The following is a 25,422-nucleotide window of genomic DNA, read 5'->3' as shown; positions in this document are numbered from 1 at the left end:
TTAAAATTTAATCGTCAATTTTACGATCATCCTTTAAAATACCTTCTTCTACCAAAATAATTTTAAGTTTATTTTTTATTCTAGAACAACAATTTCTAAATTGTTCATCATTAATCTTATTAATTTGTTTAAACTTAACTAACTGATAATCATCAGATTCTAATTTAGAACTAGACATTTTAAATAATAATTCTTTTTCAAACATAGAACAACGGGTAACTAATTTTTTCCTAACTGCATCCATTTTTAAAGAAAATTCTGGATTTAATCTTCTACAATCTTCAACACAGTTACTATAGTATTCCTCATTAACATTAAATGATACTTTCTTATCGATGGGCATTCTTTTTTTTGCTTTGCTTTTCCTTAATATATCAAACAAACGATTTTTAAGACTTCTTTTATAAAGCATTCCAAAGGATGTCCCACGATTTATATCAAATTTATCAATAATTTTTAGCATCGTAATTCTTGATTCTTGGAACCAATCATCTTCATCAATATCATTAAAGTAATATTGTCGCCATAACTTTTTAACAATAGGTTTATATTTTATAAAAAGTTCATCAAAGTATTCATCGTGTCCATTCTTAAAATTTTTAATAAGTTGTAAATCAATTAAACAATTATTCATAATTTCTCCCTACGAAAATTTATAAAAATTAATTTACACATATAAAAATTAAAGAACAAGCGAACTAAAGTTCTCATAATAAGATTTGATACCTATACCAAAATATTAATATTAATATTTTAATATCATTTAGAAAGATTATCTCTCAACTTTTCTAGTTCCATTAGTTGATTGCCAGACCAAGGATTATTCCTAACATATGAATTATTAGCATAAGTGCTAACCTGACTTTTAATTTCTTGTTTGGATCTCTTAACGTCCCTTAGCAATTCTCTTGCAGAAATTCTTAATGCACCTGCTGAAAAAACAGTCCATTGTTCTGCTTGATCACTGGTAACCACAACCACTTGAACAAACCTTGATTGTTTACGACGAGCATAAGCCTCAATATAACTATCAGCTGTTTCATCTTTATTTGTCCAAATAATATTTAAGTTATGTTTGGTGTCCTTCTTAGATAACCCCGGAACATACATTGCATCAAAAATTATAGAAATATCTAAATCACGATATTTTTTATATTCCGCAATGATTGATATTAATTCATCTCTTGCATCTGCTAGACGATCAGCAAGCTTTAACTGATTTAATTCTGGCCAATTACCAATAATATTATATCCGTCTAATAACAATAATTGTTTTTTCATTTTTAAAATATCCTATAGTGGATGTCTAGAACTATATCCTTGATACATTAAAAGTCCAGCAGCTACACTAGCGTTTAAGCTTTGAAGATTACCTATCATAGGAATGGTTAACATCTCATCAACATTTTTTTTAAGTAATGGAGAAATTCCTTTTCCTTCGTTCCCGATTACTACAGCTGATGATCCTTTAGCATCCCAATGACGGTAATCATTTCCCTTAATATCAGTTCCAAAAATCCAGACTCCACGGTCTTTTAGTTCATTAACAGTATTAATTAAGTTAGTAACCCTTGCAACTGGTACTCTTTCAATCGCTCCAGCAGAAGTTTTAGCAACAGTTGCAGTTAAGCCAACAGCACGATGCTTGGGAATAATAATACCAGTAACTCCAGCAGCATCAGCAGTTCTAATAATAGATCCTAAATTATGTGGATCTTCAATATTATCTAAAATTAAAAAGAATGGCTCAGTATCATTGCTTTTTGAATATTCAAATAAATCATCAATACTTGCATATTTATATGGAGATATTGATAAAACCACTCCTTGATGATTTTGATGATCAGATAATAGGTCTAACTTTTGTTTAGGCACCATTGAAATTACTAAATGTTTTTTCTTAGCTAGTTTAATAATTTCTTCTACACTTTTTTCATCTTTATGAATACCATTTTGTAAGAAAACTTTATTAATTTCTTGTTTACCTCTTAATGCAGATACTACTGGATGACGACCAATAATAAACTCACTTTGATTTTGTTCATCATTATTACTTTTCATACTCTAGCCTCCCTGCATCAACATTTTCAATACACCACTTAGATAATTCTTGCAAACGTTCATTATTATCACTTAATGACAAATAACCCATCATTGCCTCAAAACCTGTGGAGTAACGATAAGTTAATACACTAGTATTTTTAGCATGGGTGTAACTTTTACAGTTACGACCACGTTTAAAAACAGATTCCTCTTCTTCACTAAGAATATGTTCTTGGTTCATTAAATCAATTAAAGCAGCTTGTGCCTTAGCAGAAACATATTTTCTGGCAGTCTTTTGTAAACGATTGGGCTTAGTAATGCCCAATGCTAAAAGATGTTTTCTAATGTAAACTTCATATACAGAATCACCCAAATAAGCTAAAGCAATACCATTCAATTGTTTGTAATTAGGTACTTGTTCTTCCATTAATTAAATTATTCCCTTCTAAATCTTGTTCCTTGGGCAGTATCTTCTAGAATAATTCCCTTAGATTTCAAGATTGCTCTTATTTCATCACTTCTAGCAAAATTTTTATCTGCTCTTGCTTGATCTCTTTCCTTAATCAAATTGTTAATTTTGTCATCATTGATTTCTTCATCAGTTTCAAACTTAACACCAAAGATTGATGCCATTTTGGTTAATTTTTTCAATATTAATTTAACTGTTTGTTCAAAAACAATTGACCTTTCTGCATATACATTACCCAGTTTAGCTAATTCATAAACACAATCAATACCATTTTGTGCATTAAAATCATCATCCATTGCATCTTGAAAATCTGCTTGAATCTGTCTAACTTCTTGATCTACTTTAGGATCATTAAAAGAATCAGCATCTTTTAAACGATAATTTAGATTATTATAAGCATTTTTTATTTTTTTCAAGTTGTTGGCTGCAGCATCTAAATTGGCTTGATTATATTGAATAGGTCTTCTGTATTGGGTAGTAGACATTAAAAAACGCACAACCTGTGGATCCACATTCTTAATAATGTCATGAACAGTTACAAAATTACCTAGAGACTTACTCATTTTTTCATTTTCATCTCCAACAGTAACAAAGCCATTGTGCATCCAATAATTAACAAATTTTTTACCGGTTTTGGCCTCACTCTGAGCACGTTCATTTTCATGATGAGGAAATTCTAAATCTTCTCCCCCACCATGAATATCAATCGTATTACCTAAATATTTTGTAGACATAACTGAACACTCAATATGCCAACCTGGACGACCTTTTCCCCATGGTGAATTCCAAGCAATTTCATCATTTTTTGCTTTTTTCCATAAAGCAAAGTCAATTGGATCGTCTTTTTTAGATAATTCTTCATCATTAACATGCTGACTAGCTCCAGATTCTAAATCATCAATACTTTGGTGAGCTAATTTTCCATATCCATTAAACTTACGTGCACGATAATAAACATCTCCATCAGATTCATAAGCATATCCCTTATCAACTAATTTTTTTATAAAATCAATAATTCCCTCAATATTATCAGTAGCACGTGGATTGTTGGTAGCAGGTTCTACATTTAAAGCTTTTACATCTTCTTTATAAGCTTCAATATATTTATCAGCTAAATCCATAACTGACATATTTTGATCATTAGCTGCCTTTATCAACTTATCATCAACATCAGTAAAGTTAGAAATATAGTTAACATGATATCCACAATATTCAAAGTATCTACGAATAGTATCAAATGCAACTACACTTCTAGCATTTCCAATATGAATATAGTTGTAAACTGTAGGACCACACACATACATATTAACCACTCTTGGCTTAATTGGTTCAAATGTTTCTTTTTGTTGACTTAATGTATTATAGATCCTTAACAATTTGGGCACCCCTATTTCTTATTTATACTTTTAGTTTATTTTATCATAATTTAAGCCATTTTTTCAGTTTCATTATCAAACAAAAAAGGTCTTATTAGAATATCATCTAACAAGACCAATTTATATTTTAATAAAATATTATTATTGATTAATTTGCTTTAAAGTTTCATCAATATGTTTTAATGCTTTTTTGCGACCAATTAATTCAATAGATTCTGGAAGTTCAGGTCCGTGCATTTCGTGGGTAACTGCAATTCTAATTGGCATCCATAATTGACGACCTTTGATTTTAGTGTCTTTTTGAATTGATTTAATAGTCTTAAGAATTTCAACTTTGTCAAAAATAGCAACATCTTTAATTCTTGATGAAAATTCTTTCAATACTACTGGAGCAGTATCATTGCTGATTTCTTCCAATGCTTCTCCAGAAATTTCTTCTGGTTCATTAAAGAATACTGAAGCCATTGAATTAATTTGAGCCATAAAACTCATTTGTTGTTTATAAGTAACAATTAATTTACGTGCCCATTCAACAGTTTTAGAATCAGGATTTTTTTCAATATTGCCCTTATCAATTAATTGACGTAAAGCAAGATCAACAACAACGTCTTCATCCGCAGATTTTACATATTGATTATTAATCCATTCTAACTTCTTATTATCAAAATTAGCTGGTGATTTACTTAAACGATTTTCATCATACATCTTAATAAATTGTTGCTTATTAAAGATTTCATCTTCACCCTTTGGAGACCAACCTAGCAATGTAATGAAGTTAAACATTGCATCTGGAAGGTATCCGCGGTCACGATATTGTTCAATAAATTGAATAATAGATTCATCACGTTTACTTAATTTTTTACCAGTTCCTGCACTTGTAATTAAACTCATATGACCAAATTTAGGAGCATCCCAACCAAATGCTTCATACATCATTAATTGTTTTGGTGTATTAGCAACGTGGTCATCACCTCTAAATACGTGTGAAATTTTCATCATATGGTCATCAATAATAACGGCAAGGTTATAAGTAGGCATTCCATCACGTTTTACAATGACGAAATCTCCACCAATAGTATCTGAATTAAATTCAACATGTCCCTTAACAATATCATCCCAAGCATAAGTATGATTCTTAGGAACTCTGAAACGAATAACTGGTTTTAAGCCTTTTGCTTCTGATTCAGCCATTGATTTTTGAATTTCTTCTTCTGTCATACCCTCATATTCATATTCATAATGAGGCATAACACCACGAGCACGTTGTTCTTCACGATCGGCAGTAAGTTCTTCTTCTGTTCTGTACGAATAGTATGCTTTATCTTCATCCAACAATTGTTGAATTAGTGGATCATAAATTGAACGACGCTCTGATTGACGATATGGTCCAAATTTACCAGGCTTATCAGGACCTTCATCCCAGTCTAAACCTAACCATTTTAAATTATCTAACTGACTTTTTTCACCATCAGCTACATTACGTTTCGTATCGGTATCTTCGATACGAATAATAAACTTACCTTTGTTATGTCTAGCAAATAAGTAGTTAAAAATTGCTGTTCTTGCATTACCAATGTGTAGATGACCAGTAGGACTTGGTGCATATCTAACACGAATATTTTTATTAGCCAATGATATTTCTCCTCTTCTTGTAAAATAGCATCAATATAATTTTACAATTATTATTAATAAAAATAAAGAGTTCAAAAAATTCTTATGGAAGGTTTACTTATTGATTATCTTAGCAAAAATCATTTTACCAGCATCAGTTTGAATGGAGCTTGTCACTTCAACCGTTAGTCGTTTATTAAGATAATTCTTACCTTCTTCCACAACTACCATTGTTCCATCATCTAAATATGCTACACCCTGACTTCTTTCGGTCCCTTTCTTTAGGATCATAACTTCAAGATGTTCTCCTGGAATATAACTAGGTTTCAATGCACTTGCTAGTTCATTAATATTTAATACCTTAACTCTTTGAAATTTAATTACTTTGTTTAAGTTATAATCATTAGTAACAATTTCACCATCAACATTTTTAGCTAGTTGAATTAGTTTACTGTCTACTTCTGGAATTTCTTTATAGTCTTTATCTGTAATCTCAATTGGCATTATTTTTTCAGTCTGTAACTTATTTAAAATATCTAAGCCGCGACGTCCACGCACTCTTTTAGCGCTATCACTGGAATCAGCAATATATTGTAACTCATACAATACAAATTTAGGCACTAATAATGTTCCTTCTAAGAATCCAGTTTTAATTAATTCATAGATACGACCATCAATTAAAATGTTGGTATCTAAAATTTTATAGCTTTTCTCTTTTTTCGTACTGTTACTAAAAGTATTAGTAGCTTTTTTTAAACTAAAGTGAAATATTTTATTCCAATCATTTAGTCTAGTAGTTCCTAAAACAAATCCCAAATAACCAAAAACAATCATTAGTAAAGCTGGGATTAGAGTATTGGTTATGAAATATGGCGTTCTGAATAATACAATTGATATTAAAATAGCTAAAACTAAGCCAATAATCATGCCAATCGTGCCCATTAAAATATAAAATGGATTTTTACTAGATAAATATTTTTCCAGTTTACTTAATGTTTTAACAATTCTTCTTCCAAAGATTAGAGATAATATGAAGAAAATAATGGCTCCTAAAATTGAATTAACAAAACCATTATTTAGTAAACTAACGTTTTCCACAGAAATAGTTAACCATAGCACTGGTAAATAAATTATACCTAATGTACCACCAACAATAATAAATATTAATTGTACAACTGTATATCTATCAAAAGCTTTCATTTTGCTTATTCATCTCCTTTCAAATTATCTCAAGGCTATCTTAATTGCCTCAGATAAAGTTGAAACTCCAACAACATCGATACCATTAGGAACTTTCCAACCTTGTAAATTATTTTTAGGGACTAAAACACGACTAAATCCTAATTTTTTAGCTTCTGCAACTCGTTGTTCAATTCGATTTACTCGTCTAATTTCGCCAGTTAAACCAATTTCACCGATATAACATTCTGCTGCATTGGTCCCAACATCACGATAACTTGAAGCAATCCCAATTGCGACAGCTAAATCAATTGCAGGTTCGTTCAATTTAACACCACCAGCTGCTTTTAAAAATGCATCCTGATTCTGTAACATCAAACCAGCTCTTTTTTCCAAAACTGCCATTAAAACTGCTACTCGATTACGATCAATACCAGTTGCAGTTCTTTGCGCATTTCCAAAAACTGAAGGTGTAATTAAAGCTTGAATTTCGACTAAAATAGGTCTGGTTCCCTCAATTGAAACTACAATTGCAGATCCAGTTGCATCTTTTAATCTTTCTTCTAAAAATACTTCTGATGGATTAGCAACTTCTTCTAATCCAGATTCTTGCATATCAAAGATTCCCAACTCATCGGTTGATCCAAAACGGTTTTTCACTGCTCGTAAGATTCGATATGAATGATGCATGTCACCTTCAAAGTACAGGACTGTATCAACCATATGTTCCAAAGTCTTAGGGCCGGCAATTGCTCCACCCTTAGTAACATGACCAACTAAGAAGATTGTAATGCCATTAGTTTTTGCAATCGACATTAAATCAGAAGTAATTGCACGTACTTGTGAAACTGAACCAATGCTTGAATCAACTTCCGGTTCAGAAATAGTTTGCACTGAATCAACTACTACTGCATCGGGCTTTAATTCATCGATTGCACTTTTAATAGCTCCCATATCTGTTTCTGGATATAAATACAAATTTTTGCCTTCAACACCTAATCGCTCAGCTCTAATTTTAATTTGGCTGGCACTTTCTTCTCCAGAAACATATAAAATAGTTTGGTTTTTTTTACCTAATTGCCCAGAGATTTGTAAAAGTAATGTAGATTTACCAATTCCAGGATCCCCACCAATTAATATTAATGAACCTGGAACTACTCCACCACCTAAGACACGATTAAATTCATCAGAATCAGTTTCAAAACGATTTTCTTTATCATAAGAAACCTCACTAATTAACTCTGGCTTAGATTTTTTCCCATTAAAATCCATTCTACGAGTGGACTTCAAGCTATTATTTTCTTTTCGCGTTGTTTGTTCTTCAAATGTATTCCATTTACCACAATTAGGACAATGACCCAAATATTTAGGTGAAATATATCCACATTCTTGACAAACAAATTGAGTTTTTGGTTTAGCCAATATAATTACCTTTCATTAAAAAATCATTTACCAGATGAACCAAAACCACCAGTTCTAGTTTCACCTGTATTTTCTTCATTATCAACAGTTAAAAATGGCATAAAGATTCCTTGTCCAATTCTTTCACCTTTTTTAATCTTACGATCAGTAAGACCAAAATTAGTTAATTGAACGAATAATTCACCTTCATTATTATCATTGTTATAGTAATCAGCATCAATCACGCCAATTCCATTAGGCAATACCATATTGCGCTTTAATGGACCACTAGAACGATTAGCAATAATAAAAACTTCATTGCTTTGCATATAAACTTTAATACCTGTAGGTACTAAATATGGTTTCAAAATTTCTTTAGCCTTTTGCATGTCTTTTTCTGATACAGATTTTTCATGTTTAATTGCCCACAAGACCTTTAGAAAACCTATTTTCCAAATTGAGGGTAGTTTAAAATCACATGCACTTTCAATATCATAACCTGCAGCCTGTTTAGTTGCACGATATGGTAAATGAATATCATCATTTTTATATTTTGATATAATCTGAAATCCACGTTTCATACATACACATCCTATTATTTATATTATAATTATAGTACCTATTTTATAGCAAATATTAAGTATAATAAACATAATATTTTATTTGACAAACATGCTATTAAAATAGAAAATTATATTAACTAATAGTTTAATCATATTAGGTTAAATTAGTCTTAAATCGAAAATTAAATTGGATAATGTATTATCTTATCCCACATTCATTTACCAATATTTTAGAGGGGCAAAGATTATGGATAAAGAATTAATGAAACAAGTAGCTGGTCAAGAAGCTGTTAAGTATATTAAAGATGGTATGACAGTTGGACTAGGAACTGGTTCTACAGTTAAATATCTTTTAGATGCATTAGGAAAAAGAGTTGCTAAAGAAGGACTTCGCATAATTGGTGTCCCTACTTCTAATCGATCCGCCAAAAGGGCTCGTGACTTAGGTATTGATGTAAAAAGCATCGATGATGTTGATCATATTGATTTGACAGTTGACGGAGCTGATCAAATTGATGAAAATTTTCAAGGAATTAAAGGTGGCGGTGTTGCACACTTAAGAGAAAAAATTGTTGCCATAAATTCTAAGAAGAATATTTGGATTGTTGATAAAACTAAAATTGCCAAAAACTTGGGATCATTTCCTTTGCCACTTGAAGTTACACCCTATGGAAGTACCCATCTATTCAAAAGATTAGATGACATGGGATACCAACCACAATTTCGAACTAATGCTAAAGGTGGACACGTTCTTACTCATGCTGATAATTACATTATTGATTTAAAAATGCATTCAATAGAACACCCACATGAACTAGAACAAATTTTAAATAATTTAACTGGAATTGTAGAACATGGATTATTTTTAGATATGGTAAATACCGTTATTGTTGGTGACGAAAATGGTTCTAAAACTTATCAAGCAAGATAGTTTCTAATTTAATTTTAATAAAAAGACCCAATTACAAAAAAGTAATTGGGTCTTTTTATTGGGATTTGCATTTATAAAATTAGAAAAAAGGTCTATAATATTAAAGTATATAAGGAGGAATTATCATGGGAAAGAGTATTAGTTTAGACAATGTTAAAAAGTACCAACAAGATTTAGATAATCGTAAAGAAGCTAAAATCTTACAACGTGCTATAAGTCATGACGGTGTTGCTAAAACATCTTCTAATTATAGTTCTGTAAGTAAAATGGATCCCGTATTTTCATTAGAATTGGATACTGGTGAAGTTTCTAATCAAAAGCATAGTGGTCGTTGCTGGATTTTCGCTGCATTAAACACTATGAGACATAATTTAGCTAAAAACTTTAATTTAAATGGTGATTTTGAATTATCTCAAATTTACACTACCTTCTGGGATAAATTTGAAAAATCAAATTGGTTCTTAGAAAATATTATTAAAACCGCAGATCAACCACTAACTTCAAGAAGAGTAGCATGGTTACTTGAAACTCCTCAACAAGATGGTGGTCAATGGGACATGCTATGTGCTGTTATTGAAAAATACGGAGTTGTTCCTCAATCAGCAATGCCTGAAACATTTAATAGTAATGATACTACTGACTTAAATTCAGTTTTAAATCTTAAGTTAAGAAAAGATGCTATTCAACTACGTAAACTAGTTAAAGATGGTTCAGATGTTGAAAGCGCTAAGGATGAAATGTTAAATGATATTTATCGTATTTTAGTTTATACATTAGGTGAACCTACTAAAGAATTTAATTTTGAATATCGTGATCATGATAAAAATTATCATATTGATAAGAATTTAACACCAAATAAATTCTTTGATAAATATGTAAACCTAAACTTAGAAGATTACGTATCATTCATTAATTCCCCTACTGATGATAAACCATATAATAAAACATACACAATTGATATGTTAGGTAATGTTGTTGGTGGCCGCCAAGTTAAACATTTGAATATTGATATTGATACTTTTGAAAAATTAGCAATTAAACAAATTCAAAATGGTGAAAGTGTTTGGTTTGGTAGTGATGTTGTTCAAAATTCAGATAGAAAAATGGGTATTATGGATGATGGATTATACTCAAAAGATGAATTATTCGATACTGACTTATCACTTTCAAAAGCAGAACAATTAGACTACAAAGAAAGTGTTATGGATCATGCAATGGTATTAACTGGTGTTGATATTGTTGATGGTCAACCCACTAAATGGAAAGTTGAAAACTCATGGGGGAACAAAGTTGGTACAAAAGGTTACTTTGTAATGAGCGAATCATGGTTCAGACGTTTTGCATACCAAGTTGTTATTAACAAGAAATACTTATCAGATGAATTAAAAGATGCCCAAGCAAAAGACCCAGTTGTACTAGATCCATGGGATCCAATGGGTACACTTGCCTTCTATGAAAAATAAAAATGATGAAATAAAAAAGCAATGATTTTTTATCATTGCTTTTTTATTTCATCATTTTTTTACTAATTATATTTAAACGACTATCAAATTCATAGACAATTGGTTTGCCATTAGGTACTTCTACTTTATCAATATCTTTATCTGATATTTTATCTAGGTATTTAATTAAAGCCCTTAAAGTAGATCCATGAGCAACAATTAATTGATTATGATTATCTAATAGTTTTGGTGCAATACCATCGATCCAATAGCTTAATATTCTTTTATAAGCCATTTTTAAACTTTCACCACGTGGTTCTTTGACCCCAATTTTTTCGTAGCGTAATTCGTTATCTAATTTTTTCAGTAGTGGAGGTACTGCTGAAAAACTACGACGCCATAACTTAAATTGTTTTTCACCATATTTTTCTTTAATATAACTTTTTTGCTTACCTCTCAAAGCACCATAATGACGTTCATTAAGTCGCCATGTTTTATGTTCATTAATATATTCTTGATGAATCTCTTTTAAGACAATATGTGCAGTATCGATTGCACGCATTAAAAATGATGTGTGAACATCATCGAAATCAATATTCAATTCTTCAATTAATTTACCAGCATAATGTGCTTGTTCAATTCCCTTTGCAGTTAAAGGAACATCATTCCAACCAGTAAATATTTTATCTCGATTGGCCTCACTTTCACCATGTCGCATAATTACTAAATATGACATATTATCATCTCTTTTATTTATTCTTTTAAATCAGATTCCTTTTGTTCAAGCTGACTACCAATAAATGTTATTACAGAACCAATTAAAATTACAATAATTCCAATCCAAGTATTTAAACTAATTTTCTCACCGATTAACATCATTGCAAGTATAGGTGCTAGCCCAGGTTTAATAAAGAACACTAATGAAGCAATTGAAACCCCTGCTCGATCCATTGCTAAAAAGTAAAAGGCAAATCCACCACCAGTAACACATACACAGATGAATAGTAACATCCAAAAATAGTGAAGGTTAACATTTTGTAGTACTGGTGTATTAGCAAATGACTTCAACCATGAAACTGAATTCATAAAATTAGCAACAAATGGAATGTGGGTAATTAAAATTAACACAAATAGTTCTATAGATCCTGCCAAAAAAGTATAACAAGTTAAAGCTAATCCACCATATCCGCTCACAAATGAGCCCCAACGAGATACAATACTATATAGACCAAAAGTCAAAGCTGAACCTAAAGCTAAAGTTAAACCTAAAGGATTAGTTAAATTGGCTGGATTAACAATAATTAATAAACCAATTATCGAAATAACTAATGATATTAAACCTAATCGATTAATTTTTTCTCGCAAAATAATAAAAGCAAATAATATTGCAAAAACTGGATTACAACTAAATAAAACTGCTACCGTTGCAGCTTGATCATAAACAATTGCTAATTGATATAGTGTCATACTAAATACAACACATAAAAAACCAGTCAGGGAAAATATACCTAGACTTTTCCATTTATTGTTATTAACAGTATTTTTATTTTTTAAAACAATTGGTAGTAAAACTAATCCTCCAACAAAAAAACGAATTAAATTTAATTGGATAGGACTAAAAGCATTACCTACACTTTTTAGTGCAATTTCCATTGAACTAAACATAAATGTAGATATCAAAACATACAAAAAAGTTTTTTTCAAAACAAATATCGCTCCTTATAAATTTACAAATTATATAAAAATTGATAAACTACGTACTTAAGTGCATTTATTAGAAAAATCGTTTATCAATCAAACGATAAAATTATATCATAACCTTTATATATATAAAAAATATCGAGAAATTTATTTTTTTTTGATAAAATGCGCTTATAATATAAACTATTAGTATTTTGATCACATTTAAATAAAAGGAGTAATGACTAAAACATGCAAAACAATAATGATAAAAATAAAGCATACTCTAGAACACAAAATAATCAGCCTCATTTTAAGAAAAAAAAGCATCGTGGTGCTTGGATTGCATTCTTTATATTTCTAATATTATTAGTGTTAGGATTGATTTTCGCTTACAATGTCTATACAAATATGAAATCAGCTGCTAACAAAGCATATGAACCAGGTGTTGAACATAAAGAAAGAAATGTTTCTAATGTTATCGCTCAAAATAAGCCAGTCTCAATTTTACTTTTAGGAACTGATACTGGTGCACTAGGACGTAATGATACAGGAAGAACTGATACTATGATTTTAGCAACAGTTAATCCTAAATCAGAAACCATTCATTTAACAAGTATTCCTCGTGATACAAAAGTAACTGTTCCTGGAGACTCACAACCTTATGAAAAAATTAATGCTGCATATTCAATTGGTGGTGCCTCCAGTGCTGTTCAAACTGTTCAAAACTTATTAAATGTTCCAATCGACTTCTTCGCAATTATTAACATGGGTGGACTAGAACAAATGGTCAACGCTGTTGGTGGTGTTACTGTTACTCCTCCTTTAACTTTCAAATATGGAAATGCCAACGTTGTTAAGGGTCAAACAGTAACTCTTAATGGTGCTCAAGCTCTTGATTATTCAAGAATGCGTCATCAAGATCCTGCAGGTGACTATGGTCGTCAAACTAGACAAAGACAAGTTCTACAAAAATTAGTAATTAAAGGGATGAATATTTCTTCATTCCCAAGATATAAAGAAATATTAAACTCCATTTCAGGTAAACTTAAAACCGATATGAAGTTTGATGATATGGTTGCATTACGCGAAAGATATGGCGATGCAACTCATCATATTAAATCACAAACTCTTCAAGGTGAATCTGCAATGGTTAATGGTGTTGACTATGAAGTACCAACACAACAAGAGTTATTAAATGTTTCAAATGATATTAGAAAAACATTAGGCTTAAGTACTTCTAGCGTTTTAAATAATACTCAAGATACTACTAGTGATAATAGTGCAAATTCAACTAGCGACAATACTAATAATACTGCTGCTACATCATATTAATAAATAAAAAGGTACCTTCGAAATTATCGAAGGTACCTTTTTATTTATGCGGCCAAGAAGATTCGAACTTCCACCGAGATAATTCCCGACAAGATCCTTAATCTTGCGCGTCTGCCAATTCCGCCATGGCCGCTTAATCAACTACAAATAATATTATAGTCAATTTATATTAATTTGACAAATTTATTTGTAGTAAGTCTCAATTATTCTCCTCTAACTGAGGCTCCATCATAATCAATTTTTAAAACTCTTAAGTCGCCATCTAAATGATGACTATTTAAAACATCCCTTAATTGATATAATTCATTTTCAGTTCCAAATGTAGCAATAGTAGGACCATCCCCACTAATATAAGTACCACGAATTCCAATATCATGCGCATATTTTCTAATCGTACTTAATTCTGGCACATCTTTTTCACGATAATGTTCATGAAACTTATCTTTTTCAATCATTTCAGCTGCTTTGCTCCACTCACCACTCATAATGGAAGCAACGAATACATTAGCAAAGCTACTTGATTGAATAGCATCATCAAAATTAATTGTTTTTGGTAAATCTTGTTTAGATGCTACAGAATGTTTATTAATAAACATTAAAACAGAAATATTTTTAGGCATCGATGCTTTTACAGTAGTACATCTATCACCATCAAAAGTGGAAATGGTTAAATCACCTAAAATTGCAGAGGTAACATTTTCAGGATGTCCTTCTAATTTTGCTCCTATGTCAATTTGCTCATCTAGAGATAAATTTAGGTGCCCTAAAGCATTAGCAATTTTAATACCAGCTACTAATGCAGTCGTACTAGAACCCATTCCTCTTTCCATTGGAACGTCTGACATAACGGTCAATTGATGTGGATGAATATTAGGATCAATTGACAAAATTGTCTTGACGATAAGATTATTTTTGTCATGTGGAATATTTTTACCCAATGCATGATTAACTTGCCATTCATCCATTTCTTCTTCAACAATTACTGTATAGTATAAATGAAAAGCAATTCCTAAAGAATTAAAACCAGCACCTAAATTAGATGAAGTGGCTGGAACTCTAACAATTAACTTCTTATCCAAATAAATCATCCCCGTTTAATTAATTTTCCATAACATTTGCTACATACATAGCGATTCGTATTAATTCTTCTTTTTCTTAAATAAATTTGTCCACAATTACTACATACATATTTCAATGTATTCTTATTTTTAGGAGCAGGTGCATATCTAGAACCACCAACTGCATTTAACATTTGTTTAAATGCAACTGTATTATGTTTACCAGAATAACCTGCTAAATGCAAATGATAATGACATAACTCATGTTTTACTACCCCTACTAATGTTTGATATGAATGTTCTTCTAACATTTTAGGATTAATATCAATATTATGAGATTGAATGTGGTATCTACCACCAGTGGTTTTCAATCTATTATTAAAATAAGCCTTATGATTAAACTTTTTAGCAAAATAACTTAAAGAAGTTTTTTCTACTAATAACTGCAATTCTTTATCTGTCATATTTTATCCATTTTGTGTTGGATTGATCATCGTTAACTGAATTCGACCGCGATCAATATCAATATCTTTAATCCAAACTGTCACAATATCACCAACTGAAACAATTGTATTGGGATCTGAAATAAACTTATTACTCATATTAGAAATATGAACCAATCCATCCTGCTTTACACCAATATCGATAAAAGCTCCAAAATCAACAACATTACGAACAGTTCCTTGTAATTTTAAACCTTTATATAGATCATCAATTTTCAATACATCCTGTTTTAATATTGGTTTAGGCATATTATCACGAAAATCTCTACCCGGCTTAATTAGTCCTTGATAAATATCTTTTACCGTTTCATAACCTAAATGATTATCATTAATAAATTTGGCAATATCAATAGAATTTAATTTTTCCTTCATCTGATTTGTTCCCATCATATTTAAATCCATATGAGTCATATTAATTATTTTTTTAGCAATTGAATAACTTTCAGGATGAATATCAGTATTATCTAAAGGATTATCACCATCAATAACTCTTAAAAAACCAATTGCTTGCTCATAAGTTTTCTTACCTAATCTAGGAACTTTTGCCAAAGATTTTCTATTATTAAATTCACCATTTTCATTACGATAAGACACTAATTTATTTGCAACATTTTTATTCATCCCAGAAACATGTGTTAAAAGTTCCACACTAGCGGTATTAACATTAACCCCTACTTTATTTACAGCTGTTTCAACGATGCGATCAAGTTTATGGTCTAATTGTTTTTCCGGCAGATCATGTTGATATTGACCAATACCAACTGATTTAGGATCAATCTTAATTAATTCAGCTAACGGATCTTGAAGCCTTCTTCCAATACTTACTGCTGAGCGTTCTTCAACATGAAAATTAGGAAATTCATCACGAGCACATTGACTAGCAGAATATACGGAAGCTCCAGCTTCATTTACAATTACGTAATAAATCGGCCAGCTTATTTTTTTTATTGCTTTAATCACAAATTGTTCTGATTCACGACTAGCAGTGCCATTCCCAATTGCAATCATTTCAACATGATTCTTTTTAATAAAATCAATAAATTGTTTTAAGGCATGTTCACGTTCGTTTTTACTAGCCGGTGCATGGGGATAAATGACTAACTTATCCAAGAATTTACCATTTACATCAATAACTGCTAATTTACATCCAGTTCTATAAGCTGGATCAAAACCCATGACTACTTTACCCTTTAATGGAGATTGCATTAATAAATTATATAAATTTTTACCAAAAATTTGAATGGCATGTTCATCAGCTACTTCAGTCATTTGATTCCTAATTTCTCGATTTATTGCAGTCTTAATAAAACGATTATAAGCATCTTGATAACTATTTTCAATAAAATCAGCTGCTTTTCCATGCATATTACCATTAATATGGTTTGATAGGTATTTAAAAATTTTGTCTTTATTAACAACTATTTTAACTGTTAGTATTTTTTCTTTTTCACCACGATTGATTGCCAAGATTTGATAACTTTTAGCTTTTTTAATGGGGATTTCAAATTCATAATAATTTTTATATACTTGATCATCATCTTTATTTTTAGCATTATTTTTTATTTTACTAGTTAAAAGACCGGTACTATTAGTATATTTACGAATCCAATCACGATATTTAGCAGCATTGCCAAAATATTCTGCCAATATTTCATGAACTCCTGACAAAACATCTCCTTTACTATTTAATTTTTTATTTATATCAATAAAAGATGCTGCTTGCTGATCAAAAGAATCATCGTACGATAATATCTTTTGGGCTAAAGGTTCTAATCCCTGTTGTTTAGCAATATCAGCTTTAGTCATACGTTTCTTTTTATAAGGCAAATATAAATCCTCGACTTGTTGTAAAGTCTCTGCATCAATAATGTCATTATATAAACGATCGGTTAATTTATTTTGTTCTTTAATTAACTTGATTACTTCGTCCTTGCGATTAAACAAATTAGTAACTCTTGTATTTTCATCTTCAATCGAACGAATTTTTACCTCATCTAAATTTCCAGTTCGTTCTTTACGATATCTAGCAATAAAGGGAACTGTATTACCAGAAGTTAGCATAGATAAAACCGCATTAATTTGTTTTACTGTAAAATTATTTAAATTTTTAGCAACTACTTTTGTAATTTTAGAATCCAAGATTGATAATCCCCTTTAATTAAATTAACTATAAATATTATATCATCGAATTTTTTGTCAAAAAAAGTAGTTGGCAATAAAAATTGCCAACTACTTTTAATTATAAATTAAGCAGTCATCATAATCTTTTGTGCGTACTTAAATACTTTTTCAATACTTGCTTGTTGTAAGTCACCAGCGGATTTAAAAGCATCATTATCAATTGAATCACCTTTGATGCTATCCACCATATCTTGGCATCCCTTTACATAGTTAGCATATGCAGATTTTAGGTTAGAATGCATTCCTAACGCCTTAGCAGGAACGTCAGCATCATTTAATTGATCTAAATAAGTTTTATAAGTATCAGTACCATTTTGAAAGGTATCTTTAGTAGATTTTAAATCAATATTACTTAAATCATTTTTCTCCATTGCTGCTTCAAGTGGTTCATAATCTTTACTCATTTTTTCTCCAGTTTCATTAGTACCAGAAATTAAGTCTGATAATAGTGAAGCATACATTGGCATTTTGTTTTTTTTCATTATTAAAAATCCTCTCTATTTCCAAAAATTATCATAAATATTAATAGGCAAGTGACGCTTATGAGCTGTATTTTTGTAACGATTCTCAATGATTGAAGCGACCTTATCAGAAACATCCTTACCTTCTAAATAATCGTCAATATCATCGTAGCGAACACCTAAAGCAGCTTCATCAGGTAATGCGGGACGATTGTCTTCTAAATCAGCAGTAGGCACTTTTTCATATAGATGTTCAGGGGCGTTTAATAGTTTTAAAAGCTCCTTACCTTGACGTTTATTTAAACCAAAAATTGGTGTAATATCAGCAGCTCCATCTCCAAATTTAGTATAAAATCCTGAAATTGCTTCAGCAGCATGATCAGTACCAAGTACAGCACCAGATTCTTGTCCTGCAATTGCATATTGAGCAATCATTCTTTCACGAGCTTTAATATTGCCTTTATTAAAGTCTGAAATTTCAGGACCATCTTCTTCAACAGCAGCAACGGCAGAATCAGCCATTGATTTAATATCAACTCTAATTACAATATCAGCATTCATAAATTTAATTGCATCCATAGCGTCTGATTCATCAGCTTGTTTACCATAAGGCAGTCTAACAGCAATAAATTTATAGTCACCGTTTCCAGTTTCTTTTCTAAGTTCACTAATAGCCAATTGAGCAATTTTACCAGTTAATGTTGAATCTTGACCACCAGAAATGCCTAATACTAATGATTTTAAAAATGAAAACTTTTTCATGTAACTTTTTAGAAAGTTTATTCTATTTCTAATTTCTTGTTTTGGATCAATTGATGGCTTTACTTTTAAGTCGTCAATAATTTGCTTTTGCATTGAACGCATTAAAATTCACCTTTTCTATTCTTAATTTTTTCATGTACATTTTTAATAATATTCATTTTATTGTTCCAACAATTCAAAGATAAATCAACTGGATATTCTTGTGGGTTCAACTCACGTTTATATTCAGGCCATAATGAAGATAAAGCTTTAGTAGAGAAATCTTTTATTTCTGATAAACTAGGCTGATTATATACTAACTTTCCATCTTTAAAAATAGTTTGTAACAGTGGTTTAGCATCAAAATCATTTAAAGTTTTATTAATATAAGTAAATTGAGGGTGAAACATATACAAACTATCTTGTTTTCTAGGATCTTCATCACTAAATGTAATATAATCTCCCTCAGATTTTCCATCTTTCTTTTCAGTAATACGCCAAACTTGTTTTTTACCAGGCGTAGAAACTTTTTCAGCATTATTAGATAATTTGATAGTATCAATCATCTTGCCTTCATCATTTTCTACAGAAACCATCTTATAAACAGCACCTAAAGCTGGTTGATCAAAAGCTGTGATTAATTTGGTTCCAATTCCCCATACATCAATTTTTGCATCTTGCATTTTTAAACTGGTAATAGTTTTTTCATCCAAATCATTTGATGCGACAATTTTAGCATTAGGAAAACCGGCTTCATCTAACATCTCACGAACTCTTTTTGATAAATAAGCCATATCACCAGAATCAATTCTAACTCCAGCAAAGTTGATTTTATCACCCATTTCTTTAGCTACCTTAATGGCATTAGGGACTCCGCTCTTAAGCGTATCAAAGGTATCTACTAAGAAAACACAATTATAATGACTTTCAGCATAAGCCTTAAATGCTAAATAATCATCTTGAAAGAATTCTACTAATGAGTGTGCATGAGTACCACTTACTGGGATATTAAATGCCTTACCTGCAAGTACATTTGAAGTGGCATCAAATCCACCGATGTAAGTAGCACGAGCTCCCCAAAATGCAGCAGAAGTTTCTTGAGCACGACGACTACCAAATTCCATAAGTGAATCATCACCACATGCTAATCTAATTCTGGCAGCTTTCGTAGCAATTAATGTTTGATAATTAACAATATTTAAAATTGCAGTTTCAACTAATTGACATTCACAAACATTACCTTCAACTTGCATAATGGGCTCATTATTAAAGACCAAGTCACCTTCAACAGCAGAACGAATGGTTCCTGTGAAATGAAAATTCTTTAAATATGATAAAAAGTCTTCACTATAATTACCATCTTTTCTCAAAAAATCAATATCATCATCTGTAAATTTGATATTATTAATATAGTTAATAACATGTTCTAGACCTGCAAAAATTGCAAATCCATTTCCAAATGGCATTTTTCTAAAATAAACTTCAAATACACTATGACGATTTTGTAAGCCTTGTTGAAAATACGTTTGCATCATACTAAGTTCGTATGCATCCGTGTGCAATGTCAAATTATCAAAATTTACTGCCATATTTAACTAAATCCTCCTAATATTATCGCTTTTTATTGTCTTTTATTTTATCATTAATTAAAGAAATATTCATATATAATTCACTTCGAAAGGAAAAAAATGAAAAATAATAAAACTAATATTTTAGGATTTAATTTTTTAAATACAACTTTTAAGGATTTCCTAAATAACATAAAAGATCGAATTAATAATAAAGAAAATACATTTGTAGTAACAGCTAATCCAGAAATTATAACTTATGCTTTAGATCATCCTGAATACAGTAAAAAAGTAAAAGCTGCTAATTACTTAGTACCTGATGGTGTTGGTATCCTAAAAGGAGCAAAAATTTTAGGTCATAATATGCCTGAAAGGATCACTGGCTATGATGTCCTATTAGACTTACTAGCTTGGGGTAATAAAAATAATAAATCAGCATATTTTTTAGGAGCCAAACCAGAAGTAATTAAAGACCTAAAAAAAATATTAATGAATAAATATCCAAATTTAGAAATAAAAGGTCTACGAGATGGATATTTTAAAAATGATGAGATAATAGCTAAAGATATCATTAACAAAAAACCTGATATGGTATTTGTAGCATTAGGTTTTCCTAAACAAGAAGATTTTATATTTAAATATAAGAATAAATTAAATAGTTTGTGGATTGGATTAGGTGGTAGTTTTGATGTTTTATCTGGACATACAGATAGAGCACCACAGTTTTGGATCAAACATAATATTGAATGGTTATATCGATTAATCAAACAGCCATCTCGGTTTAATAGAATGCTAGCACTACCAAAATTCATCTACTTGGTTAAAAAACAAAACAAAAAGAGTACTCATGAATAGATTCATTCAAGAGTACTCTTTTTACTATCTAAATAGAATTCAAAACGTTCACCAACATATTGAGTTCTAACATATTCAAAAGGTTCACCATTTTGTAATGAAGTGGTCTGACGCAACAACAAAATTGCATCCCCTTTTTTAATATCCAAATAATCAGCAATCTTTTCAGATGCTAATGTCGCAGAAACTGTTTGTTTAGACACTTTAGGAATTAAACCTAGTTTGTGCTTTAAAGAAGCATAAAATGAATTAGTCACATCATTTTTACTTAAATTTTGAACTATTTTTTCTGGAACCGTAGCAATTTCGAAACATATAGGCAACCCATCACCATATCTAATTCTTTCCATCCTAACAACTTTCTCACTTTGGTTTATTTTAAGTTTTTCAATTTCACTCAAAGATGGTTCTAATGAATGGTAAGAAATCGTCTTACTAGAAGGTTCTTTTCCTTGAGCTAACATAATATCTGTAAAACTAGTAACCCCGGACATTTTTTCTTGCACTTTCTCATTAGCAACAAAAGTCCCAGAACCTACACGCTGTTCTAAAATTCCTTCATCAACTAAAGTTTGAATTGCTTGACGTAAAGTCATTCTACTAACATTAAATTGTGAAGATAATTCTCTTTCGGAAGGAATTCTAATCCCCAACTTCCAAGTACCATTTTCAATGTTTTTTCTAATTTCATTATGAATTTGGATATAAATTGGTAAAGCCATATTTAAGCCTCCTCACAAGTTAATTATCTTGAGTGGCATCAAAACATTTATCAATAGCCTTTTCAAAGCCATTTTCTTTCAATGCAAGTAGTCCTTTAATCGTACTACCACCTGGTGAACATACTTCATCCATTAAGTCGGTCGGATTAGAATTACTTTTACTAATCATATCCATAGAACCTTTAACGGATTGTGCAATCATTTTATTTGATTCGCTCTTACTTAAGCCATACTTCACAGCAATTCTGCTAAAAGCATCAGCAAATAAGTAAGCATATGCTGGTGTACAGCCAACAAGAGCACCTGCTGTATTTAATTTGTTTTCCGTTAAATTAATCATTTCTCCTAATAGTTTAAAATTAGATACAATGTCATTTAAATTTTCTTCACTAACATTTTCATTATATGCATATAATAAACTACCAGCATTAACTTCAACGTTTACATTAGGAACTGTTCTAAAAATAGGCAAATCATAGTCAGTTAGTTCTTCAAGTCGATTTAAGCTATAATTCCATACAATAGATAACAATATTTTATTATCTACAGATAATAGTTCTCTGATATCTTTCAAAACATCAATTACTTGAATTGGATTTACAGCTAAAACAATACAATCACTATTTTTAACTAATTCTTCATTAGTACTAACAGCTGTTAATCCATATTCTTTAGCAAAGTTAACATAATTATTTGAATGTTTACTATGAATCAAAATATCATTAGAATTAATATTTTTTGAATTTACAAATCCTTTAATCATAGCTTTTGCCATTGAACCAACACCAATAAATCCTATTTTCATGATATATTCCCTCCAAATTTGATAATATCATAATTATAACATAAAAAAATGACTAACTTTTACAAGTTAGTCATCAAAGATTGGGCTAGCTGGATTCGAACCAGCGCATCACGGGATCAAAACCCGATGCCTTACCGCTTGGCTATAGCCCAATAATATGGAGGGGAGTGGATTCGAACCACCGAACCCGAAGGAGCGGATTTACAGTCCGCCGCGTTTAGCCAGACTTCGCTACCCCTCCGAAAGATATTAAATTAATCAACAATATTAATAATAACATTTATAATTAATATTTGTCAATAACTCTTTTAATATTAATTAATCAAGTTATTGTGTTGGTCTCTCATAACCAACAATTAATATAATATCTAATTATACATAAATAGTCAATACTTTTTACAAAATAATTTATTTTTTTATAAAAAAATATATACAAATTAATAATATCCCTATAGATAATCCAAAAATACCTAGAATTGTAAAATAAGTTGCCGGACTTAAGTAATAATATTTTATTATTTGAGAATTAATTGCTTGGGCACTGGCATATGATAAATATGACATTCCCATCATTTGTGATTTAAAGTATTTAGGAGCCAATTTGTTAGTTACAGATAAACCAATTGGCGATATTAACATTTCTCCAATACTTACAATTCCTATAGAAATTAATATCCATATAGGATTACTAATACTATTCAAAAAGATAAGTGGTATTAACATGAATAGACATCCTAGTCCTGCAAATCCAATTCCCATAGAGAATTTAATAATAGATGAAAAATGAAATTTTTTCCACATCATAGCAAATAAAGGCGTATAAATTAATATAAATAATGGATTAATGGATTGAAACCAAGAAGAAGGAATATGTATGTATAAGTTATTCAAAAAGATATACATACATATAGAAATAAATACAAAAATAGATAAACAAGTTAATAACCTTTTAATATTCAATTTATTTTTTAAAATAAATATTGAAAATATTAAAAATAATGTCAATTCTAATACATAAAAATTAACATGAAAATTATTATTTGTATTAAAATTAGCCATCATGGCAAATACTGTAGATCCTTGTTCTTCAATAATCCAAAACATAGTTGCCGATATAAAGAGAAATAAGTATATCCATAAATTATGCTTTTCTTTTGCGTTAATTTTATTACTAAAGAATATAAATAAGAAATATAAAAATGGAATAATAATTATTAAAACACTTATAAAAGTTATTAGGTTATTAATATTAAAAGAACCAAGCTCAAACATTAATAATGATATTAAAAATACTCCAATTAAACATATTGATGATTTAATTAATATATTCTTGATATCATAAGGTTCAATTGGGTTAGATGGATAAATATTATCGTCATTAATATATTTGAATTTACTTTTTTGATATATCAGCAAACCAATTGTCATAGAAATAGCCCCAAATAAGAAACCCAAATGAAAATTAACATGTGTTCCTATGAAGCCAATAATAATTGGTGAAAGTAAAGCTCCTAAATTAATGCCAGACATTAAATATGTAAATCCAGAATCCTGCCTTTTATCATTTATACCATATAAATTACCTATCATCGAAGATATCGTTGGTTTTAATAAACCAGTCCCAAACGTCAAAAAGATCAGTGAAAGGATTAATAAATATAAATTAAAAAATGGAATAGAAAGAAATATTTGTCCGAATATAATCAATATGGCACCTAAAGATACCGTAGATTGATTACCTAAAAAACGATCACTTATATATCCCCCAAATACTGAAATAAGATAAACCATCGATCCAAAAATTGAAAAAATAGAAGCAGCAGTAGAAGTTGATAAATTTAGACCACCACTGCTTATTGAATAATACATATAAAATAGTAATGTCGATCTTGTACCATAATATGTAAACCTTTCAAAAGTTTCCGTAGTTATAAGTGAAGATAATCCTTGCGGTTGATTATTAGAAATATCATTACTTTTTTTCAAGTAATAATCACTCCCTCTTAACATAATTATTTTCAATTTTAAAAATATAAAAAAGCCAAATAGTTTTTAAACAATTTGGCTTCTTTATGCCGGCTGCAGGACTTGAACCTGTGACCGCCGGTTTACGATACCGATGCTCTACCAACTGAGCTAAGCCGGCAAAATTAATTAGATAATATAAAAGTGCTAACTTTTGTTAGCACTTTCTAATATACTCCGAATGTCAGACTCGAACTGACGACAACCTGATTAACAGTCAGGTGCTCTACCAACTGAGCTAATTCGGAATAATAAGCGCGGCAACTTCCTACCCTTGCAAGAGGCGATCCTCTAACTACTCTCGGCGTTTAGAAGCTTAACTACTGTGTTCGGCATGGGAACAGGTGTATCCTTCTAGCTATCGCCACCACACTATTTATCTGAAAGAACTTCGTTCTTTCAAAACTAGATATTATTATTTCTTTTAGAGAACAACCTTACTTGGTTAAGTCCTCGACCAATTAGTACTAGTC

Annotated in this window: 24 protein-coding genes, 5 tRNA genes and 1 rRNA gene; 4 read left to right on the top strand and 26 right to left on the bottom strand. The window is 30.2% G+C overall.

What is annotated here, in order from left to right:
* Positions 1–7 precede the first annotated feature (7 nt).
* From C7N71_RS05435 to C7N71_RS05395, 9 genes are all read right to left on the bottom strand, one after another.
* Positions 8–634, bottom strand: a complete 627-nt coding sequence (locus C7N71_RS05435; RefSeq protein ID WP_105988122.1) for a sigma factor — start codon at positions 632–634, stop codon at positions 8–10.
* 125 nt (positions 635–759) lie between these two features.
* Positions 760–1,281 (bottom strand): NYN domain-containing protein, encoded by a 522-nt coding sequence (locus C7N71_RS05430; protein WP_105988121.1) that lies wholly within the window; start codon positions 1,279–1,281, stop codon positions 760–762.
* Between the two features lie 12 nt (positions 1,282–1,293).
* The gene (rlmB, locus tag C7N71_RS05425; RefSeq protein WP_105988120.1) at positions 1,294–2,061 is read right to left on the bottom strand and encodes a 23S rRNA (guanosine(2251)-2'-O)-methyltransferase RlmB; all 768 of its coding nucleotides are present in this window, start codon (positions 2,059–2,061) and stop codon (positions 1,294–1,296) included.
* On the bottom strand, positions 2,051–2,470 hold the full coding sequence (locus C7N71_RS05420) for a Mini-ribonuclease 3 (RefSeq protein ID WP_105988119.1): 420 nt from the start codon (positions 2,468–2,470) through the stop codon (positions 2,051–2,053). The genes rlmB and C7N71_RS05420 overlap by 11 nt, the downstream gene beginning before the upstream one ends.
* A gap of 8 nt (positions 2,471–2,478) precedes the next feature.
* Positions 2,479–3,888: a cysteine--tRNA ligase gene (cysS, locus tag C7N71_RS05415; RefSeq protein ID WP_105988118.1), complete on the bottom strand. Its 1,410-nt coding sequence runs from the start codon at positions 3,886–3,888 to the stop codon at positions 2,479–2,481.
* Between the two features lie 141 nt (positions 3,889–4,029).
* Positions 4,030–5,520: a glutamate--tRNA ligase gene (gene gltX, locus C7N71_RS05410; RefSeq protein ID WP_105964971.1), complete on the bottom strand. Its 1,491-nt coding sequence runs from the start codon at positions 5,518–5,520 to the stop codon at positions 4,030–4,032.
* 93 nt (positions 5,521–5,613) lie between these two features.
* Positions 5,614–6,699 carry a PIN/TRAM domain-containing protein gene (locus tag C7N71_RS05405; RefSeq protein WP_105988117.1) on the bottom strand — a complete coding sequence of 362 codons (1,086 nt, stop codon included), beginning with the start codon at positions 6,697–6,699 and terminating at the stop codon, positions 5,614–5,616.
* 24 nt (positions 6,700–6,723) lie between these two features.
* Positions 6,724–8,100, bottom strand: coding sequence for a DNA repair protein RadA (gene radA / locus C7N71_RS05400; protein WP_105988116.1), 1,377 nt, complete (start codon positions 8,098–8,100; stop codon positions 6,724–6,726).
* A gap of 23 nt (positions 8,101–8,123) precedes the next feature.
* Entirely contained in the window at positions 8,124–8,660 is a 537-nt protein-coding gene (locus C7N71_RS05395) for a dCTP deaminase/dUTPase family protein (RefSeq protein ID WP_105988115.1), read from the bottom strand.
* A gap of 229 nt (positions 8,661–8,889) precedes the next feature.
* Here C7N71_RS05395 and rpiA point away from each other — a divergent pair, with 229 nt between their 5' ends.
* A complete protein-coding gene (gene rpiA / locus C7N71_RS05390) occupies positions 8,890–9,573 on the top strand; it encodes a ribose-5-phosphate isomerase RpiA (protein WP_105988114.1) in 684 nt (227 codons plus the stop codon).
* Between the two features lie 125 nt (positions 9,574–9,698).
* Positions 9,699–11,036 (top strand): C1 family peptidase, encoded by a 1,338-nt coding sequence (locus C7N71_RS05385; RefSeq protein WP_105988113.1) that lies wholly within the window; start codon positions 9,699–9,701, stop codon positions 11,034–11,036.
* Between the two features lie 43 nt (positions 11,037–11,079).
* On the opposite strand, the gene C7N71_RS05380 is transcribed toward C7N71_RS05385, so the two are convergent.
* Positions 11,080–11,751, bottom strand: coding sequence for a 2,3-bisphosphoglycerate-dependent phosphoglycerate mutase (locus C7N71_RS05380; RefSeq protein ID WP_105988112.1), 672 nt, complete (start codon positions 11,749–11,751; stop codon positions 11,080–11,082).
* Between the two features lie 17 nt (positions 11,752–11,768).
* On the bottom strand, positions 11,769–12,719 hold the full coding sequence (locus C7N71_RS05375; protein WP_105988111.1) for a DMT family transporter: 951 nt from the start codon (positions 12,717–12,719) through the stop codon (positions 11,769–11,771).
* Positions 12,720–12,947: 228 nt separating this feature from the next.
* Between C7N71_RS05375 and C7N71_RS05370 the strand changes: the two genes are divergently transcribed.
* Positions 12,948–14,030: an LCP family protein gene (locus C7N71_RS05370; protein WP_105988110.1), complete on the top strand. Its 1,083-nt coding sequence runs from the start codon at positions 12,948–12,950 to the stop codon at positions 14,028–14,030.
* Between the two features lie 47 nt (positions 14,031–14,077).
* Here the strand turns inward: C7N71_RS05370 and C7N71_RS05365 are convergent.
* The 7 genes from C7N71_RS05365 to C7N71_RS05335 form a co-directional block, all read right to left on the bottom strand.
* Positions 14,078–14,163 (bottom strand) — tRNA-Leu (locus C7N71_RS05365).
* Between the two features lie 70 nt (positions 14,164–14,233).
* Complete coding sequence (gene thrB, locus C7N71_RS05360) at positions 14,234–15,109, bottom strand: homoserine kinase (RefSeq protein ID WP_225361887.1); 876 nt, start codon at positions 15,107–15,109, stop codon at positions 14,234–14,236.
* A 5-nt stretch (positions 15,110–15,114) separates the two neighbouring features.
* Positions 15,115–15,552 (bottom strand): SprT family protein, encoded by a 438-nt coding sequence (locus C7N71_RS05355; protein WP_105988108.1) that lies wholly within the window; start codon positions 15,550–15,552, stop codon positions 15,115–15,117.
* A gap of 3 nt (positions 15,553–15,555) precedes the next feature.
* Positions 15,556–17,730 carry a Tex family protein gene (locus C7N71_RS05350; RefSeq protein ID WP_105988107.1) on the bottom strand — a complete coding sequence of 725 codons (2,175 nt, stop codon included), beginning with the start codon at positions 17,728–17,730 and terminating at the stop codon, positions 15,556–15,558.
* 107 nt (positions 17,731–17,837) lie between these two features.
* Entirely contained in the window at positions 17,838–18,254 is a 417-nt protein-coding gene (locus C7N71_RS05345) for a hypothetical protein (RefSeq protein WP_105988106.1), read from the bottom strand.
* A gap of 15 nt (positions 18,255–18,269) precedes the next feature.
* Entirely contained in the window at positions 18,270–19,097 is an 828-nt protein-coding gene (gene nadE, locus C7N71_RS05340; protein WP_105988105.1) for an ammonia-dependent NAD(+) synthetase, read from the bottom strand.
* Entirely contained in the window at positions 19,097–20,563 is a 1,467-nt protein-coding gene (locus C7N71_RS05335) for a nicotinate phosphoribosyltransferase (RefSeq protein ID WP_105988104.1), read from the bottom strand. Before C7N71_RS05335 ends, nadE begins: the two co-directional genes overlap by 1 nt.
* A gap of 99 nt (positions 20,564–20,662) precedes the next feature.
* Between C7N71_RS05335 and C7N71_RS05330 the strand changes: the two genes are divergently transcribed.
* Positions 20,663–21,397, top strand: a complete 735-nt coding sequence (locus C7N71_RS05330; protein WP_105988103.1) for a WecB/TagA/CpsF family glycosyltransferase — start codon at positions 20,663–20,665, stop codon at positions 21,395–21,397.
* Positions 21,398–21,399: 2 nt separating this feature from the next.
* Here C7N71_RS05330 and C7N71_RS05325 read toward each other — a convergent pair whose 3' ends face one another.
* The 8 genes from C7N71_RS05325 to rrf form a co-directional block, all read right to left on the bottom strand.
* Positions 21,400–22,119 (bottom strand): GntR family transcriptional regulator, encoded by a 720-nt coding sequence (locus C7N71_RS05325; protein ID WP_105988102.1) that lies wholly within the window; start codon positions 22,117–22,119, stop codon positions 21,400–21,402.
* Between the two features lie 19 nt (positions 22,120–22,138).
* Positions 22,139–22,924 carry a pyrroline-5-carboxylate reductase gene (gene proC / locus C7N71_RS05320; RefSeq protein WP_105988101.1) on the bottom strand — a complete coding sequence of 262 codons (786 nt, stop codon included), beginning with the start codon at positions 22,922–22,924 and terminating at the stop codon, positions 22,139–22,141.
* A gap of 80 nt (positions 22,925–23,004) precedes the next feature.
* Positions 23,005–23,076, bottom strand: a tRNA-Gln gene (locus C7N71_RS05315).
* Between the two features lie 6 nt (positions 23,077–23,082).
* Positions 23,083–23,165, bottom strand: a tRNA-Tyr gene (locus C7N71_RS05310).
* A 167-nt stretch (positions 23,166–23,332) separates the two neighbouring features.
* Positions 23,333–24,910, bottom strand: coding sequence for a peptide MFS transporter (locus C7N71_RS05305; RefSeq protein ID WP_157944365.1), 1,578 nt, complete (start codon positions 24,908–24,910; stop codon positions 23,333–23,335).
* 87 nt (positions 24,911–24,997) lie between these two features.
* Positions 24,998–25,070: transfer RNA gene (locus C7N71_RS05300), tRNA-Thr, on the bottom strand.
* Between the two features lie 54 nt (positions 25,071–25,124).
* Positions 25,125–25,197: transfer RNA gene (locus tag C7N71_RS05295), tRNA-Asn, on the bottom strand.
* A gap of 7 nt (positions 25,198–25,204) precedes the next feature.
* Positions 25,205–25,321: ribosomal RNA gene (rrf, locus tag C7N71_RS05290) — 5S ribosomal RNA — on the bottom strand.
* Between the last annotated feature and the right edge of the window lie 101 nt (positions 25,322–25,422).

It is taken from the genome of Apilactobacillus timberlakei, assembly GCF_002993965.1.
In the GTDB taxonomy this organism is placed as follows: Bacteria; Bacillota; Bacilli; order Lactobacillales; family Lactobacillaceae; genus Apilactobacillus; species Apilactobacillus timberlakei.
The sequence above is the reverse complement of the archived record's forward strand: the minus strand, read 5'-3'. Positions and strand labels throughout refer to the sequence as shown.

Bases quoted from the DNA above. Each gene is read 5' to 3' on its own strand.
- C7N71_RS05435 (WP_105988122.1), bottom strand. From the start codon at position 634: ATGAATAATTGTTTAATTGATTTACAACTTATTAAAAATTTTAAGAAT.
- C7N71_RS05430 (WP_105988121.1), bottom strand. From the start codon at position 1,281: ATGAAAAAACAATTATTGTTATTAGACGGATATAATATTATTGGTAAT.
- rlmB (WP_105988120.1), bottom strand. From the start codon at position 2,061: ATGAAAAGTAATAATGATGAACAAAATCAAAGTGAGTTTATTATTGGT.
- C7N71_RS05420 (WP_105988119.1), bottom strand. From the start codon at position 2,470: ATGGAAGAACAAGTACCTAATTACAAACAATTGAATGGTATTGCTTTA.
- C7N71_RS05405 (WP_105988117.1), bottom strand. From the start codon at position 6,699: ATGAAAGCTTTTGATAGATATACAGTTGTACAATTAATATTTATTATT.
- C7N71_RS05395 (WP_105988115.1), bottom strand. From the start codon at position 8,660: ATGAAACGTGGATTTCAGATTATATCAAAATATAAAAATGATGATATT.
- rpiA (WP_105988114.1), top strand. From the start codon at position 8,890: ATGGATAAAGAATTAATGAAACAAGTAGCTGGTCAAGAAGCTGTTAAG.
- C7N71_RS05385 (WP_105988113.1), top strand. From the start codon at position 9,699: ATGGGAAAGAGTATTAGTTTAGACAATGTTAAAAAGTACCAACAAGAT.
- C7N71_RS05380 (WP_105988112.1), bottom strand. From the start codon at position 11,751: ATGTCATATTTAGTAATTATGCGACATGGTGAAAGTGAGGCCAATCGA.
- C7N71_RS05370 (WP_105988110.1), top strand. From the start codon at position 12,948: ATGCAAAACAATAATGATAAAAATAAAGCATACTCTAGAACACAAAAT.
- C7N71_RS05355 (WP_105988108.1), bottom strand. From the start codon at position 15,552: ATGACAGATAAAGAATTGCAGTTATTAGTAGAAAAAACTTCTTTAAGT.
- C7N71_RS05345 (WP_105988106.1), bottom strand. From the start codon at position 18,254: ATGAAAAAAAACAAAATGCCAATGTATGCTTCACTATTATCAGACTTA.
- nadE (WP_105988105.1), bottom strand. From the start codon at position 19,097: ATGCGTTCAATGCAAAAGCAAATTATTGACGACTTAAAAGTAAAGCCA.
- C7N71_RS05335 (WP_105988104.1), bottom strand. From the start codon at position 20,563: ATGGCAGTAAATTTTGATAATTTGACATTGCACACGGATGCATACGAA.
- C7N71_RS05330 (WP_105988103.1), top strand. From the start codon at position 20,663: ATGAAAAATAATAAAACTAATATTTTAGGATTTAATTTTTTAAATACA.
- C7N71_RS05325 (WP_105988102.1), bottom strand. From the start codon at position 22,119: ATGGCTTTACCAATTTATATCCAAATTCATAATGAAATTAGAAAAAAC.
- proC (WP_105988101.1), bottom strand. From the start codon at position 22,924: ATGAAAATAGGATTTATTGGTGTTGGTTCAATGGCAAAAGCTATGATT.